Below are 15843 nucleotides of genomic sequence, written 5' to 3' on the forward strand. Positions count from 1 at the left end.
ATATTGATTAACGGCCTGATGAGGAGAACCTTTAGGGGGAGTAGTAAAAAAATATGTAATGTTTGGTAACTGAGCGATGAATTTTGGCTACTAGCCGACGCCTGTCGCGAGCTAAAGCTGCCTCTCACAACAGTCACCACCTACCGTGGCTGTTTTTACACTGGCTCTTTCCACCCTCACCCTGGCACAGAAGTGAAAAAGCCCCCTTGAAATGGGGGCTAGCGGTCAGCTTAAGGGAGGCTACCTCTTGCGGCCTAGCTGGGCATCTAGTGCATCAAACTGCTGGGTGAGGTAGCTGCTCATGCTGTTCATCTGCGCAATCATGGCGTCTAGCTGGCCGAACTGGGTGCGGTAGCGGCTGATGGTGCGCTCGATGGTCACTTCCATGCGCTCAAAACGCTCGTCTAGGCTTTTCACGCGGTTTTCAGCACCGCTAATGGCCAGCTTCACTACCCCGTTGTTGCCAAGCATCTGTTCTACGGTGGTGTTTAGCTTCCCTGCCATTCCGTTCTCTGTGGTATCACCTGCGAAAAAATCACTTAGCGCTTGGGGTTTATTGGCTACTAGGTCATTTAGTTTTGCGTTATCAACTTCTAATTTGCCATCTCGCTGAAGGGTAATGCCTAGCTGGCTTAGCGTAGAGAGCTCGCCGCCTTCTATTCCGCCCGTTAGCACGCTGCGCAGGCGTCCTTCAATAGTACGTACGGTGTTATCGCCTACCAGTTCACCAGCAGTTTCGGCATCGCCGCTGAAGCTGGTGAGTTTGCCAATGGTGCCTTTTAAATCGTTAAATGTTTTTACAAAGCCATTAATGGCTTCGCGCTGCTTTAGCGTGTCGCGCTCTACGTTGATGGTGCTAGTCGTCGCTTCGCCATCGGCAATGCTGAGTTCGGCTAGGTTCAGCGTGACCCCTTGAATGGCACCTTCTATTTGGTTGTTGGCACTGCTAATGGAAATGCCATTGACCGTGAGCGCGGCATCTTCACCGGCGCGCTTAGTCGCGGCATCTTCGCCAAAGGGCCCTGCCACTGTCACTGCCGGGGCTTGGCTGGTATCGACAAAGCTAAAGCTGGCGATAGAGGCATCCGCCCCAGTGTTTTTAGAGCTGAGCGCCAGCCGGAAGCCCTGGCCGTCGTTGATAATGGTGGCGTTGACGCCTGCGTCTTTATTGGCATTAATCGCATCGCGTATCGCGGAGAGGCTGCTGCCAGGGGCGATATCAATATCAATAGAATCCGCACCGCCAAAATCCAGCCGTAGCGCCGTTGCGCCTTGAAGGTCTAGCGCGGTGTCTCGGTCAGTCGCACGGGTTGAGGCCAGGGTGCCAGAGGTAGCTAACTGCGATACCTCTACCCGATAGCTACCGGGCAAGGCACTGGCGGACGTAGTGGTGTTAATGGCATCGCCACGTACGTTTGCGGAAAGGCTTTGATAAAGCTTCGGGTCGTTGAGCTTTGCTAAAGCGTCTTGAAAACTATTCAACGACGTTTGCAGCTGCCCGTAGGCAGAAATTTTCGCCTGCTGCTGTTTTTTCTGGAGCGTGATGGGTGCCAGTTTGCCGCGCTCAGCCGCTTGTAGCTGATCCAACAAGCCGGTGAGATCCAGGCCAGAGCCGACGCCTAGGGAGGTTATTGTCGCCATGCAGATGTTCCTCGGTGCAAAAGGCTAAACCCACAGTCATTCATACATTGCGCCAGTGGTGGCGTTTCGACTGAATTTAATAGCAATCTTATCGACGGAACAACGGCTAACTTTAGGTCTTTTTTATCACTTAACTACGAATACCCCATTACCCCAACAAAAACGCCTGCTTAGCGCAGGCGTTTTGTATGACTCGACAGCAAGCTAAATTTAATCACGGCCTAACTGAGCATCCAGCGCATCAAACTGCTGGGTGAGGTAGCTGCTGGTTTGGTTCATTTGAGAAATCATCGTATCCAACTGGCCAAACTGGGTACGGTAGCGAGAGATGGTCTGCTCGATGGATTGCTCCATGCGTGTGTAACGCTCACCCAGCGACTCAATGCGATTCTCAGCACCAGAAATCGCGCCGGATACCGTACCATTAGTACCTAGCAACTGCTCGATGGTTTGGTTGACTTGGCCTGCCATGCCTTCGTTATCGGCAGCGCCGGCAAAAAAGGCGGAGAGTGCATCCTGATTATTGGCAATAGCATCGTCTAGCTTGCCGCTATCCATTTCCAAGGTACCGTCGCGCTGCAACGAAATACCGATATCCGTCAGCATCGAGAACTGGCCTTCGATACCTCCACCCAGCACACTGCGTAAACGCGACTCCACCGTGCGCACCGCACTGTCGCCCAGCAGCTCCCCAGCGGCGCCCGTTTCAGCATTAAAGCTGGTGAGTTCGCCAATGGTGCCTTTTAGATCGTTGTAGGCATCGACAAAGCCAGTAATCGCTTCGCGTACTGCACGGGTATCTTGCTCGACTTTAACTGTGCTATCGCCTTCCGCCTGAAGGTTAAGCGTGACGCCCTGAATCGCACCTTCTACCTGATTAGAAGGGCTGGTGATGGCCACACCGTTGACATTAAGCACCGCATCTTGGCCTGCTTGCGTAAACTCTGATTCCAACTGCCCGCCAAATGCCGCCCCTAGCGTTATGCCTGAAATAGACGCGTCTTCACCGGTTTGCGTGGAATTGAGCGCTAGTCGGTAGTTTTCACCGTCAAAGATAATAGAGGCAGAGACACCACTATCTCCTTTCGCGTTAATGGCATCGCGTACTTCTTCAAGCGTGCTGTTGGCAGCAATGTCTACCTCAACGTCAGCTTGATCAGCGCCTGCAAAATTGAGTGTCAGCGTGGTCGCTTCTGTGGTCAGGGCGGTGGTTGAATCCGACACGCCTGCGGTTGCCAGAGTGCCTGATGTGGCTAACTGAGTAACGGATACGTTATAGCTACCGGGCTGCGCTTCGCCATTGGCCGTGGCAGTGAATGCTTCACCGCTAACGTTGGTCGAGAGACTCTCATACAGTGTGCTGTCGTTGAGAGCATCCGCTGCGTCCTGAAAGGCAGAAAGGGCCGTTTGTAGCTGGCCGTAGGAAGAAATTTTGGTTTGCTGGGTTTCCAGTTGCCGTTCGATGGGGGCCAGCTTTCCACGCTCAGCGTCTTGCAGCTGATCGAGCAAGCCGTTGAGATCAAGCCCTGAACCAATACCCAATGAAGAAATGGAAGCCATACATTACCGTCCTTTTTTGAAAAAGCCGCCTGTCGTGCTGACGCCCCTTATCAATACTGTTCAATTACGTTAATTCACTCATGGTACTTATCGGCCCACTGCTACTTAACTTTAGGGAAAAAAACCACTCGGTACGAGATTTATCCTACTGTGCGGATCAGCTTTACCATACGCATGGCGGAGTATGGGCCAGCTGTGTGGCGATTCCATGACATCTATCTCAACCGCCTCTTTAGACCTTGGTCTAACACCCAGCCCTGCTTTACAATGCACCGCAGCAACTCCATTTCGCTGCGATTGCAGGAGCCACACCCCATGCCCGCTGAAGCGCTACCCTCTGCGTCGACTGCCTCTTTTCACATTCAGCGTAGCTTACGCCACTGCCTTTCTAGCATGGCAGAGCTGCTGTATGAGAGCGGCCACGTGCTCGAAACGATCACGCTGCCGCAGCGTGGGTTGTCACGCCAGGAGCTGGACGCGCTGCGCCATCAGCACCCTCGTTGGGCGCTTTGTCAGAAGACGTTGGAAGAGAGCGATGTCGCCATGCTTAACGACTACGGTCGCTTCGTTTTGACGCCACTCGGTCGAGAATTGATGTTCGATATGTTTGGGCAAGGTGCCGCTGACTGCGCCTAACCGATGTACAGAAGCACAAGACAAGTAAAGAAAACGCCCGCTGGAAGGAAGCGGGCGTTTCAGAGCACTCAAATAGCACTAAGTCGTTGAGAATACGACCTAACGCAGACCGAGCAGTGAAAGAATAAACAGGACGACAACGATCAGGCCGATGATATAGATAATGTTACGCATAACGGCACTCCTTGCTTTAGCGTTTCATGGAAATCAAAGGGTTGCTTCCCTTCAATAGGCGCTTTTAGCGTAGCAGGCTTTTTAACGATTTGCGTAATCGCCATGATTGCCTCTTTGAGGGAACCTTGCTTCATCACGGTTTTCAGAACCTTACTTTTCCTTTCTTAGGTGCTGCCATGAAAACCATTGCTCTTGCGCTGACATGCGTGCTGAGTGCTGTGACAACCACCCACGTGGTCGCCCAAATGCCCTCTCCCAATTCACTGCAAGCACTCGAACAGCAAGCTCGGGCACTCGATCGCCTACACACCGTGGTGGTCGCTCATGACGGCAACATCATTCATGAACATCACCAAGGGGGCCCAGGCGTTGCAGCACCTGCCAACGTCAAATCGCTGTCTAAAACGGTGTTAGCCGCCATCACCGGGGCGGCGATCAAGGCGGGCGTCATTGAGTCCGTTGACCAGCCGCTGGTGGCGCTACTAGATAGTGTGCCCAGCGCTGCTGCCCCACAAGTGAACGACATCACCGTAGCGCATTTACTGGCGCAACAAGCGGGATTAGAGCGTACTTCGGGCAGCAACTATGGCGCTTGGGTAGCCAGCGCCCATTGGGTAAACGATGCACTCACTCGCCCGTTCGTCGACCGCCCCGGCGGGCGCATGCTCTACTCCACCGGCACCAGCCATTTGCTGTCAGCAGCACTCACTCAGGCCAGCGGTGAAAGCACCCTCGCGCTTGCCCAGCGCTTGTTAGGCGAACCACTCGGTATTGCGATTCCCCCATGGCCGCAAGACCCTCAAGGGATCTACTTTGGCGGTAACGATATGCAGCTTTCCCCTCGCGCGCTCATTGCGATTGGGGAGCTGTACCGCAACGACGGCGTGGCCAATGGCCAGCGCGTGCTGCCTGAAGGCTGGGTAGAAGATTCATGGACGCCCAGAGGCCAATCACCCTGGACAGGGGATGGCTACGGCTTTGGCTGGTTTATCACGACGTTAGCGGATGAACACGTCGCTTACGGAAGAGGATACGGCGGGCAGGCGCTATATGTGATTCCCGAGCGGGAGATGACGGTGGTGATTACCTCAGACCCAACCCCGCCATCGCCCGGTGGCCAGTTCCAGCAGCAGCTCAACGCGCTGGTGACTGGCTTGTTGGAAGAGGATTAACGACGTACGCCACTCCTCACTGTCGATCACTACTTGTTAATAACTATTTGTTAATGACTACTCTCCTTTATGCGCCAAACTCATCAAGTAGAGCGCGGCGGCCAGCGCCAGAACGGAGAGTGCCAGGTAGATCGCATCCAAGGGTGTCGCGAATCGAATATCCACGACGGCTCGGAAAAACTCGATAATCACGGCCAGAATCACCACACGGGCGATTTTGTCTTTCAACTGATCCAGCGAGGCAACGTTGAAGGGGTGTGCGGGGTAACGCACTTCAGCTTGGTCGATGCGCGAAACGAACAGCCGATACACGCCTAGCCCGAAAATCAGCAGTACGATGGCGATCAGATAGATATCCACCGCAATAATGATATCGGGCACCAAGGTGTCGTGAATGTTGCGGGTGTCATCCACCAAGTAGTAGTGCAGCACATCGCCCACCACTTTGAAGATATCCAGCGTGCCCACGATAAACAGCATCAGCGAGCCTAATAAGCTCGGCACTACCGCTAGCATGACCAAAAAACGGGAATTCCACAGCGCCGCCTCGACACGTCGCTCCCATACGGACTGTTGGTGAGGCGGTTTGGGCGGCGGCGGTGAATGGGGAGAGGGTGAGTGGCTCATCGTAGGCACATAGCTCCTTCTTGCTTTTAGACCAATCGCGAGAGTGCCTAGTAAAGCATTAGACGAGGTTCATCACTACTACCGTGAAGGTCACGCCGGTCAGCAAGAACCCTAGTGCTAGCATGAGGCCATCTCTAGCCACCAGCCCCAATCCAAACAGCGTGAGCGCAAGCCCAGCACCATTAGCACTGAATGGAATGAACTCCATGGGCGGCATGGCCAAGGCGACCAGCAGACAAATGAAGGCGGTGACACGGATGCCGATGTAGCCGGTCATCCAAGCCAAGCGCACACCCAACAAGCTATCTACCCACTTAGCGGGCTTTTTCATGTAGCGTAGCGCTTTATCGAACTTATGCCGGGAGAGGGAGCGGTTCAGCAACCAGCCAGGCAGCCAGAACGTTTCTCGGCCAATCAAGAGCTGCACTGTCGTCAGTAGCACCAGAGCAGCCATCAGCGTTGGCATACCGGGAATATCGCCAATAATCGGCGCCAGCGTAATCAAGCCTGCCAACAGCAGCAGCGGCCCAAACGAGCGCCGCCCCACCGCATGCACCACGTCGTCCACGCTGACCTGCTCTTTTTCCCGCTCCATCTGCTCCATGGTGTGGATCAGCTCGGTTAAGTTCGTCGCATCCTGCGTGTTACTCATGGGCGTTTCGGCGCTCCTTTGCCGTGGGTATCGTGATGGAAAGAGGGTTCTTCCGGTGACTGGTTAAGCTTGCTGCGAATAAAGTCGCTATGGCTGATATGCAGCAGATCAGCCAGCCGACGAATCCGATGCTCTTCAAGAGGGTCGAGCGAGCCGTCGGCCCAGGCCAGCTGCCACATTAAACTGACCAGCTCCAAGCGCTGCTCGTAGCCGTAGTGCTGTTTGATCAGGCTGACGAACTGATAGTGATCCACCGCGTCATCGACCTCCGCCTCTGCCAGCGCCATTAACTCGCTGACATCCTGCTCGTTGAGCCGATAGCGCGCCATCAGCATGTGCCTCAGCGCCGCGCGCTCTTCATCACTGTTGTCGTAATCGGCGCGCATCACTTCACACAGCAGCGCTGCCGACGCCAGCTCTAGGGTGAGCGTTTGGTTATCACGTTGTTCAGGCGCGGAAAGCACTTGTTGGAAGAAAGAGTGAATGGCATCCAGCACGGCGGTCTCCTCATCTCAGTGGCTAACCTAGGACTACACGACACCTTAAGAGTGCCGCCTTAGGCCTCACCGTTTACTCTTTCCGCTTGGCAAGCTGCTCTTTGAGCTGTTTGGGCACTTGCTTGATGATCAACCGATCCTGGGTTTCGTCATACTCAATGCTGGAACCCAGTAGGTGTGAATCAAAGCTGATCGAGACGCCGCCAGAGCGCCCGGTGAAGCGGCGAAACTGGCTGATAGTACGCTTATCCGGCGGAATTTCCGGCGAGAGGCCGTAGTCGGCGTTGCGAATATGGTCATAAAACGCCTTGGGCTGCTTCTCATCCACGAGCCCGGAGAGCTCCTCCAGCGTCATGGGTTCGCCACGGCGCAGCTGCTCGTTGGCGTAATCAACCAGAGTATCGGTTTTTTCCCGGCTGGCGTCGTCGTCCAGGTCCTCTTTTTCGACGTAGTCGCTAAAGGCTTTCAGCAGCGTGCGGGTTTCGGCGGGCGCATCAATGCCCTCCTCCATGCCCAGCAGCGCCGCTACGCCATCGGCGAGCTTTTTACCGCCACGGTCTTTTAGAAACGAGACGTACTGCGTGCTTTCCGCACCGCTCTGCCACTGGGTCAGGTTGATGCGGGCTGCCAGGGTGAGTTGGCTCGTGTTCAGTTGGGCGGCAGGTACCGCTTGGTGCGCGTCGTTAAAGCCGATACCTTCCCGCTGGTGAATGAGGGCCATCAGCAGCGTTTCCGTATCGCCCTGTTGTAGATGGGCAATGACCAAGTAACCGCCAACGGAGAGCTGCCCCTGCAGCGTTTGGGCCAGTCGCTCGGCCATCGCGTTCGCCAGTTGGGCAAAAGTTTGCTCGTCGGCTTGATACGCCGTGAGCCACGCCACCAGCGGCCCGGCCTGCTCGTCCTGCTCGGCAAAGCGCCCCCAGCCCTTCGCTTTGGTGTTGTAGGTATCGTTTAGCGCATTCACTAGGCTGGCCATCACCGTGTCGTCGCTGGCGGCAGCGGCCTCGGCAGGCGGGGCCGTCACACTTAAGCGCTCGCCGTCGAGGGATGGCTCAAGGCGGTAGACAGTACTTTGCAGTAGCGGCATAAACAGGCATTACCTTTATAAAAACGTCGAAGAGGTCACTTCAGCATCAGGGCTTTAAGCGGTAACCGGTGCGGAAAACCCAGGCAATGGTGGCAAGGCTTGCCGCCAAAAACAGCAAAATCATCGCCACGCTAGCCCCTAAGCTGACATCGCTAATGCCGTAGAAGCTCCAGCGGAAACCGCTGACGAGGTACACCACCGGATTCGCCAGGGTCACGCTCTGCCAAAACGGAGGCAGCATATCGATAGAGTAGAAGCTGCCGCCCAGGAACGTGAGCGGGGTAATCACCAGCAGCGGTACAAGCTGCAGCTTGTCGAAGCCATCCGCCCAGATGCCGATGATAAAGCCCAGCAGGCTGAAGGTGACGGCAGTCAGTACCAAAAACGTCAGCATCCAGAACGGGTGGGCGATCTCAAGCGGCACAAAGAAGCTGGACGTACCGAGAATGATCAGCCCCAGCAGTATCGATTTCGAGGCCGCCGCCCCTACGTAGCCCACGACAATCTCTAAATAGGAGATCGGCGCCGACAAAATCTCATAGATGCTGCCGGAGAACTTGGGAAAAAAGATGCCAAACGAGGCGTTCGAGACGCTCTGGGTCAGCAGCATCAGCATAATCAAACCAGGAACGATAAACGCACCGTAGCTCACCCCGCCAATTTCCGTGATCCGCGAGCCAATCGCCGCGCCAAACACCACAAAGTAGAGCGAGGTAGAGATCACCGGTGAGACAACGCTCTGTAGCAGCGTGCGGCGAGTGCGGGCCATTTCCGCCATGTAAATCGCACGAACGGGATAGAGGTTCATGAGCGCTCCTTCACCAGGTCCACGAAGATATCTTCCAGCGAGCTCTGCCGGGTGTGTAGATCTTTAAAGCTGATCCCCGCCTGCTCTAGCTGCGTTAACAGGGTAGAGATCCCTCGCCCCTCCTCTTCCTGACGGCCATCGTAGGTGTAAACCAGTTCGAAGCCGTCGGCGGTTAAGCTTAGCTCCTCTTGCGCCAGCGCAGGCGGCAATTCTGCCAGCGGGCTGTGTAGCTGCAGGGTGAGCTGCTTGCTGCCCAGCTTTTTCATTAGCGCGGCTTTCTCTTCCACCAGCACGATCTCGCCGCGATTGATGACGCCTATGCGGTCGGCCATCTCTTCGGCTTCTTCAATGTAGTGGGTGGTGAGAATGATCGTCACCCCATCGTCCCGAAGCCCGCGTACCACGTTCCACATATCCCGCCGCAGCTCAACATCCACCCCGGCGGTCGGCTCATCCAAAAACAGAATGCGTGGCTCGTGGGAGAGCGCCTTGGCAATCAGCACCCGCCGCTTCATACCGCCGGAGAGGGTCATCAGGCGGTTGTAGCGTTTATCCCACAGCGAGAGCGACTTGAGCACTTTTTCGATATGGGCGGGATTGGGGGATTTACCAAACAGGCCACGGCTGAAGCTCACCGTGTTCCAGACCGTTTCGAACGCTTCATTGGTGAGTTCTTGCGGCACAAGACCAATCCGCTCGCGGGCTTGGCGGTAATCGCGCACGCTGTCGAAGCCGTCGACGATAACATGGCCTTCGCTGGGATTAACCAGGCCACATACCAAGCTAATCAGCGTGGTTTTGCCCGCCCCGTTCGGGCCGAGCAGTGCAAAAATTTCGCCGCGCTGGATGGTTAAATCCACGCGGGTGAGCGCCTGAAAGCCACCTTCGTAGATTTTATTCAGGCCATCGATGGTAATGATGGGGTCGTTCAAGGCGTGCTCCTTACATCGCGGGCCAGCGCAGCGCGATGCCAATGGCACCGCGACATGGCTGCCGCGGTGCATGACGGCCTTTAAAAGGTATTAAGTGCGGCTGGTGATTTCGAGCAAGTGATAGCCAAACTGAGTCTGTACCGGCCCGTGAACCTTGTTGAGCTCACCGCTGAAGACGACTTTGTCGAATTCCGGCACCATTTGGCCAGGGCCAAAGCTGCCCAGGTCGCCGCCCTGGCGGCCAGAAGGGCAGCTGGAGTGCTGCTTGGCTACGTCCGCGAAATCGCGGCCGTTTTCGATCTCTTGTTTCAGTGCGTTGCACTGCTCTTCACTGCTTACCAAAATATGACGGGCGCTGGCACGTGCCATAACGAACTCCTCAATAAAAAAACCCAATGCGGTAGGCCAGTTTATCACGCTCGCTGCTAGTCGTGACCCAAGGCACCGCTATAACGCAGCGCTTCGCCCACACTCGCCAGGGCACGCTCATGGGCCTGCACCGAGAGCGGACCGCGAGCACAGGCCACGATGACCCAGGGGCCATTGGCGGCGTCACCTGCTTGAGAGGCACGCGATGCAATACCGGCATCGCAGCTTCGCCGGTGCTGCGTGCCTGTTTTGTGCGCAAAAGTGAACTCGCTGCCCATGCCTTGTTTCAAGCGCCGCTCGCCGGACTGGGTCCGCTGCATGATCGCCAGCAGCGTTTGGCGCTGTTCGGCATTCGCATCCTCCATACCACCGTGATGCAGGCTGGCCAGCAGGTCGCCATAGGCGCGTAGCGTGCCAACGTTTTCACCGGTGGCTTCGTAGGCATCGAAGGCGTGGTCATAGTCGGGCTGCTCAAAGCTCCCTTCACCCACATCCAACGCTTGCGCTAAGGCAACCGGGCGCTGATTCACACGGTGTTGGCGCAGGGCGATAAAATCTAACCCGCCCAGCTGGCGAGCCTCGGGGTGTAACTGGCCATATACGCCTTGGCGCACTTCCACCAGCTTGCTGATGGGGCCAAGGTGCGCCGGCTGGCCGTTGCTGGCGGCGACCATGCGGCGGGCGCGGGCATTCACGGCGTCCAAGCCCACACGGTCTATCAGCATATCCGTGGCGGTGTTATCGCTGACGGTGAGCATCTGCTCAAGCAAATAACGAATCGAGATCGGTGTACCGGGGTCGTGCCAGTTGACCGGCCCGGCGCCATCGACAAAGTCGCTAAGTGCCAATGTAAGACGATCATCCAGAGAGAGCGTGCCCGCCTGGCGTTCAGCCAGCACCTGAGCCGCTACGGGCACTTTAATCAGCGATGCCAAATACCAGGGGTCGTCTGCCTGCCAGGAGTACGCCTCGCCTGTTGCGAGGTTCTGAACGTAAACACCTAGCGCGCCGCCAAACACCTCTTCAATGGCGCTTATTCGCGCATCTAAATCGCCTTGCCAAGGGCTCTGTTTATCGACCTCGTAGTACCAGTTCGTACTTGCCAAAATGGCGGTGCTGGCTGGCAATAAAGCGCACAGCAGCGCGGCAGCTAGCCAGCGTTGAAGATGTCGCAACTTTACCTCCTACCGCTGCTGGTGGCGGGTTATTTGTAACGGGCGATCCAGCGCGTTAGCCAAATCCACAGCGCGGCCCCAAGAATTAACAGCCCACCCACGCCAAGCGCCTGTGGATAGGTGTACATGCCTTCGCCTTCCAGCAGAAAACGCAGCACTAGAAAAATCATCACAATGTGGAAAATAAACGCGTTGAGCGCGTCGCTACCCACCATGGTTAATGGCCGTAGCGCCTTGGCTGCCGTAGCTCCACCAGCGAGTGCAGCGCCTAAAATAACCAGCGCACCGCCCACACTGTACAGCGTGAATTTGAGCCCAGGCGGGTGCTTGCCATCGTTATTCGCCACCGCCAGCATTGCAGCGGAAACATCGCCTTCTGCAAAGGCCAAGCCATAGAACGTGGCGACCATGACAGCCCCCACGCCCACCAGCGCCAGCACCAGTTTTCGCCTTAGCGCCGTATCAAAATAGCAGCGCAGCAAGGCTTCACCGATCAGCAGGCCCGCCAAGATCAACGGAGCGCGGCTAAGCTGGCCCCAGGTGTAATGGTTTTCATGGTCTACCAACAGCGCTTTTAAGGTGTCGTTACCGCCAAAGCTCAGCCCCTGCAGCCAAGCGGAGAGCGCGGTTAAGCCAATAATAAGCGCACACCGCCCCCACAGCGGTGTACGTGCCCATAATGGAAGTACCAATGGTACCCACAGCAGGGCAATGGCATAAAAACCGAGGATTTCTACCCAAATCGCAAAGCGCTGATAAAGCAGCGCATCAACAATATCGCCTGGGGCGTAATACGGCAGCATCTCGACGACTGTCAACGCCTTGTACCAAAACCACACTTCAACCGCGCGCACCCATAGTTTTAGCCGCCGTTTTGGCCACGCCTCTGTTTGGGTAGACGCTAAAAAGGCCACGGCTAGCGCAATCCCGAAGACCAGAATGAACAGGGAAGAAGAGAACTTAGTGAGAAAATGGACGGGCACCATGCCCCAATCGGGGACGTTGCGTATTCCAATCAGCCCACTCACCGTATGGCTGAGAATCATCAGCCCAATCGCTATACCACGGGCGAGATCCATCGCATCTATACGCCCTTCCGCACGAGGCAGGCGTGGCACTTCTTGCCAGGTAAACACGTTAGCAACGTCCTTGTAGGGTGTTCGTGTTAGTGAAACATTGCTTTTACCATAGCCTATTCCCCTAGTGTGCTATTGCGCTTTATTAAACGTTGCCACTCATCCAACACAACAGTGCCCCGCAATGGGCGGGGCACTGTGCTGCTCATCCGTGAGCGTGAGGGGAAGGACTTCCTTTCGCTAAAATGGGTTTACTGGCCGGATGTGTCATCCTTTTCCGTTTCCCACTGCTCCTGCTCTTCCTCCTCCTCTTCGTAAGTAAATTCTTGCTCTTCCTCTTCGTACTCGGTGGTCACGCCTTCAGTAGTCGACCCCTGCTCCTGCTCGGTGTCGTAGGAGTTGTAGGTGCCTTGATCATCCTGCATGGTCTCTTCTTGCGGCGTTGCGGGCTGCTCTTCGGGCTCTTCCATTGCAAACGCGAGCGGGCTCGCTACCAGACCAAATGATACACCCAGGATACCTAACTTCTTGAGAGCTTCCTTTTTCATGGTCGTGCCTCCTAATGGCAACTCTTTCGTTCAATTCAGCGTTAAACATTCAACAACGTTATGTCTTCACGATAGATTCACGATCGATAAGAGCGGCGAGTCATCCTAACCTTTCGCTCTTACCCAACTGCTGCAGACGCCATACCAGGGCATGCCAAAAATAAATATAAACACCATTTTTCAATTACTTAATAAAAAATCTATTAACAAAAACACGGTGAGTCGCGATTTTTAATTAGCAAAATCTTGTTTACGTTTGGCACATGAGCCCCAGCGATTCATGCCACCCCGCACCGCGGCTAACTTGGCATAATAAATAGGTACATAGGGCGAAAGCGTTGGTGAGAAAGGTTGCAAGGCTAGAAAGGCTTATTTTAACCCAACATAACTGCTGGTATCTTTTGGTCACCGTTCACCGTATCGAGAAAATAAATGTCTACCCAACAAGCATCCACGTTTCGTTTAGTTACCCGCAGCGATTTTGATGGTTTGGTATGCGGTGCCCTGCTCAAGCACTTAGGCCTTATTGACGACATCACCTTCGTTCACCCGAAGGACATGCAGGATGGCAAGATTGCTATTGATGCCAACGACATCACTACCAACCTGCCCTATGTGCCCGGCTGCCACCTAGCGTTCGACCACCATCTCAGCGAGACCGTGCGTAACGTCGAGCGTGCCGACAACCACATCATTAATGCAGACGCCCCTTCCGCTGCCCGCGTGGTATGGGAGTACTACGGCGGCCACGAGGCCTTCCCCGCACGCTGGGACGATATGATGGAAGCCGTCGATAAGGGCGACTCTGCCCAGTTCAACAAAGATGAAATTCTCAACCCGCAGGGCTGGGTACTGCTCAACTTCATCATGGACGCCCGCACGGGCCTGGGCCGCTTCCGCGACTTCCGCATCTCCAACTATCAGTTGATGATGAAGCTAATCGATTACTGCCGCGAGCACACCATCGACGAAATCCTCGCCCTTGACGATGTGCATGAGCGCACCACGCTTTACCGTGAGCATGAGCAGTTAGCAAAGGAGCAAATTGAGCGCTGCGCAACCGTGCATGGCAATGCGGTGGTACTGGATCTACGCAACGAAGAGACCATCTACGCCACCAACCGCTTCGTGATCTACGCCATGTACCCCGACTGCAACATCTCGATTCACGTGATGTGGGGGCTCAAGCAGCAGAACACCGTGCTGGCGATTGGTAAATCGATCCTCAACCGCTCCAGCAACACCAACGTAGGCGAGCTGTGCTTAAGCTACGGTGGCGGCGGCCACCTAAATGCGGGCACCTGCCAAGTTGATAATGATCAGGCGGAGAGCGCGTTGGCGGAGATTGTTGAGAAGATTAATGCGGATGGGTAAAACGGGTACTTATCTGTCATAAGTAGAGTGGCCGCTACTGGCGGCCACTCTACTTAGTTAACGCAGGCTACTCAGCGCCAACCACATGCTTCACTTCCAAGTACGCACTCAGCCCCCAAGGGCCTAACTCACGCCCGATACCGCTGCGCTTGAAGCCACCCCAGGCAGTTTCGGGTAGCACGAGCTGCTCGCTGTTGTACCAAATGCTGCCTGCCTTCAACTGACGGCCAATGCGCTTGGCCCGCTCCGGGTCGCCGCTGATCACCGTGGCGGCGAGGCCAAAGTCACTGTCATTGGCAAGCTGAATCGCTTCGGCTTCGCTTGCCACGCTACGACCACAGAGCACGGGGCCGAAGATCTCTTCTTTCCACAGACGGCTCTCTACCGGCACATCACGGTACAGCGTGGGTGCTAGGAAGTAGCCTTGAGCGGGCAGAGTGCAGTGTTGTGCATCGCGTACCACCGTGAGCCCCTCCTGATCGGCAATATCCATGTAGCGCTGTACTGCATCGCGCTGCTTAACGCTGGTCAGTGGCCCTAAATCGGTGCCTTCGGCTAGCGGGTCGCCTAGCGTCAGCGCATCCATGCGTTCGGCAAGCGCAGCGTAGAGTGCTTCGGCGACGTCTTCGTGAACCAACAGACGCGAGGTGGCAGAGCAGATCTGACCGGCGTTGAAGTAAATACCCGCCATTACCCAATCAGCGGCTTGGGCGGGGTCCGCGTCTTCCATCACTAAAATGGGTGATTTACCGCCCAGCTCCAGCGACACACTCGCAGTGCGAGCGCTGGCAGCCTGCATCACCGCTTCGCCAACGCGGTTACTGCCGGTGAAGGAGATTTTATCCACGCCAGGGTGGTTAGTCAGCGGCGCACCGATGCCCTCGCCGTCACCATTGAGCAGATTTAGCACGCCTGCAGGCAAGCCGATTTCCAGCGCGATCTCTGCCAGCACTTGTTCAGGCAGCGGCGTCACTTCTGAAGGTTTAAGTACCGCAGTGCAGCCCGCCGCTAGGGCAGGTGCCAGCTTCCAAGCACTGGTCACTAAAGGGAAGTTCCATGGCGCAATCAGCCCCACTACCCCAACCGGGTCATGATACGTCCGCGCTTCAACGCCTTCCATGTCGACACTGACCCGCTCCCCTTGCCGGGCATCCAGCGCTTTGGCCTGCTGGGCGTAGTAGCGGTAGCATGCAATTGCATCGTCTAGGTCAATACCTGCTTCCACCAGTGGCTTACCGTTATTGGTGGCCGACAGTGTGATCAATGCCTCTCGACGAGACTCCAGCGCATCAGCAAACCCATCGAGGTAGTTGGCACGTGCGGCCCCACCCAACGCCTGCCATTCAGGTTGAGCCTGCTGGGCAGCTTTAACGGCAGCATCCACATCTGCCGCATCCCCTGCGGTGACCTGAGCAATACGCTCTTCGCGATAAGGATTCATCACATCGAGCAACCGGGTGCCCTTCGATGCAACCCACTGGTTGTTGATGAACTGATGATTGAGTGTCTGCATGG

At 55.8% G+C, this 15843-nt stretch carries 17 protein-coding genes; 3 read left to right on the plus strand and 14 right to left on the minus strand.

Going from position 1 to position 15843, the window contains the following annotated elements; all coding sequences use genetic code 11:
- Nucleotides 1–240: 240 nt before the first annotated feature.
- Nucleotides 241–1641, minus strand: coding sequence for a flagellar filament capping protein FliD (fliD, locus tag CTT34_RS15735; RefSeq protein WP_159343265.1), 1401 nt, complete (start codon nt 1639–1641; stop codon nt 241–243).
- 210 nt (nt 1642–1851) lie between these two features.
- A complete protein-coding gene (fliD, locus tag CTT34_RS15740; protein WP_159343266.1) occupies nt 1852–3201 on the minus strand; it encodes a flagellar filament capping protein FliD in 1350 nt (449 codons plus the stop codon).
- Nucleotides 3202–3516: 315 nt separating this feature from the next.
- Here fliD (CTT34_RS15740) and CTT34_RS15745 point away from each other — a divergent pair, with 315 nt between their 5' ends.
- A complete protein-coding gene (locus CTT34_RS15745) occupies nt 3517–3837 on the plus strand; it encodes a hypothetical protein (protein ID WP_159343267.1) in 321 nt (106 codons plus the stop codon).
- 143 nt (nt 3838–3980) lie between these two features.
- On the opposite strand, the gene CTT34_RS18610 is transcribed toward CTT34_RS15745, so the two are convergent.
- Nucleotides 3981–4115 carry a hypothetical protein gene (locus CTT34_RS18610; RefSeq protein ID WP_302476118.1) on the minus strand — a complete coding sequence of 45 codons (135 nt, stop codon included), beginning with the start codon at nt 4113–4115 and terminating at the stop codon, nt 3981–3983.
- Nucleotides 4116–4187: 72 nt separating this feature from the next.
- On the opposite strand from CTT34_RS18610, the gene CTT34_RS15750 reads away from it, so the two are divergent.
- Entirely contained in the window at nt 4188–5183 is a 996-nt protein-coding gene (locus CTT34_RS15750; protein WP_159343268.1) for a serine hydrolase domain-containing protein, read from the plus strand.
- 57 nt (nt 5184–5240) lie between these two features.
- Here CTT34_RS15750 and CTT34_RS15755 read toward each other — a convergent pair whose 3' ends face one another.
- From CTT34_RS15755 to CTT34_RS15800, 10 genes are all read right to left on the minus strand, one after another.
- Entirely contained in the window at nt 5241–5810 is a 570-nt protein-coding gene (locus tag CTT34_RS15755) for a YqhA family protein (RefSeq protein WP_159343269.1), read from the minus strand.
- Between the two features lie 58 nt (nt 5811–5868).
- Complete coding sequence (locus CTT34_RS15760; RefSeq protein WP_159343270.1) at nt 5869–6462, minus strand: exopolysaccharide biosynthesis protein; 594 nt, start codon at nt 6460–6462, stop codon at nt 5869–5871.
- Entirely contained in the window at nt 6459–6959 is a 501-nt protein-coding gene (locus CTT34_RS15765; RefSeq protein ID WP_159343271.1) for a tellurite resistance TerB family protein, read from the minus strand. The genes CTT34_RS15760 and CTT34_RS15765 overlap by 4 nt, the downstream gene beginning before the upstream one ends.
- Nucleotides 6960–7032: 73 nt before the next feature.
- Nucleotides 7033–8046: a nucleoid-associated protein gene (locus tag CTT34_RS15770; RefSeq protein WP_159343272.1), complete on the minus strand. Its 1014-nt coding sequence runs from the start codon at nt 8044–8046 to the stop codon at nt 7033–7035.
- Between the two features lie 46 nt (nt 8047–8092).
- The gene (locus tag CTT34_RS15775; protein WP_159343273.1) at nt 8093–8854 is read right to left on the minus strand and encodes an ABC transporter permease; all 762 of its coding nucleotides are present in this window, start codon (nt 8852–8854) and stop codon (nt 8093–8095) included.
- Nucleotides 8851–9786 carry an ABC transporter ATP-binding protein gene (locus CTT34_RS15780; protein WP_159343274.1) on the minus strand — a complete coding sequence of 312 codons (936 nt, stop codon included), beginning with the start codon at nt 9784–9786 and terminating at the stop codon, nt 8851–8853. The genes CTT34_RS15775 and CTT34_RS15780 overlap by 4 nt, the downstream gene beginning before the upstream one ends.
- 90 nt (nt 9787–9876) lie before the next feature.
- Nucleotides 9877–10155, minus strand: a complete 279-nt coding sequence (locus CTT34_RS15785; protein WP_016915098.1) for a peptidylprolyl isomerase — start codon at nt 10153–10155, stop codon at nt 9877–9879.
- A 56-nt stretch (nt 10156–10211) separates the two neighbouring features.
- Nucleotides 10212–11330 (minus strand): serine hydrolase, encoded by a 1119-nt coding sequence (locus CTT34_RS15790; protein WP_390620239.1) that lies wholly within the window; start codon nt 11328–11330, stop codon nt 10212–10214.
- 29 nt (nt 11331–11359) lie between these two features.
- Nucleotides 11360–12466: a heparan-alpha-glucosaminide N-acetyltransferase domain-containing protein gene (locus CTT34_RS15795; protein WP_254436404.1), complete on the minus strand. Its 1107-nt coding sequence runs from the start codon at nt 12464–12466 to the stop codon at nt 11360–11362.
- A 191-nt stretch (nt 12467–12657) separates the two neighbouring features.
- On the minus strand, nt 12658–12954 hold the full coding sequence (locus CTT34_RS15800; RefSeq protein WP_054641241.1) for a hypothetical protein: 297 nt from the start codon (nt 12952–12954) through the stop codon (nt 12658–12660).
- 432 nt (nt 12955–13386) lie between these two features.
- Between CTT34_RS15800 and CTT34_RS15805 the strand changes: the two genes are divergently transcribed.
- Nucleotides 13387–14328, plus strand: a complete 942-nt coding sequence (locus CTT34_RS15805; RefSeq protein ID WP_159343275.1) for a DHH family phosphoesterase — start codon at nt 13387–13389, stop codon at nt 14326–14328.
- A 67-nt stretch (nt 14329–14395) separates the two neighbouring features.
- On the opposite strand, the gene CTT34_RS15810 is transcribed toward CTT34_RS15805, so the two are convergent.
- Nucleotides 14396–15841, minus strand: coding sequence for an aldehyde dehydrogenase family protein (locus CTT34_RS15810; protein WP_159343276.1), 1446 nt, complete (start codon nt 15839–15841; stop codon nt 14396–14398).
- Nucleotides 15842–15843: the final 2 nt, after the last annotated feature.

It is taken from the genome of Halomonas meridiana, from assembly GCF_009846525.1.
Lineage (GTDB): Bacteria > Pseudomonadota > Gammaproteobacteria > Pseudomonadales > Halomonadaceae > Vreelandella.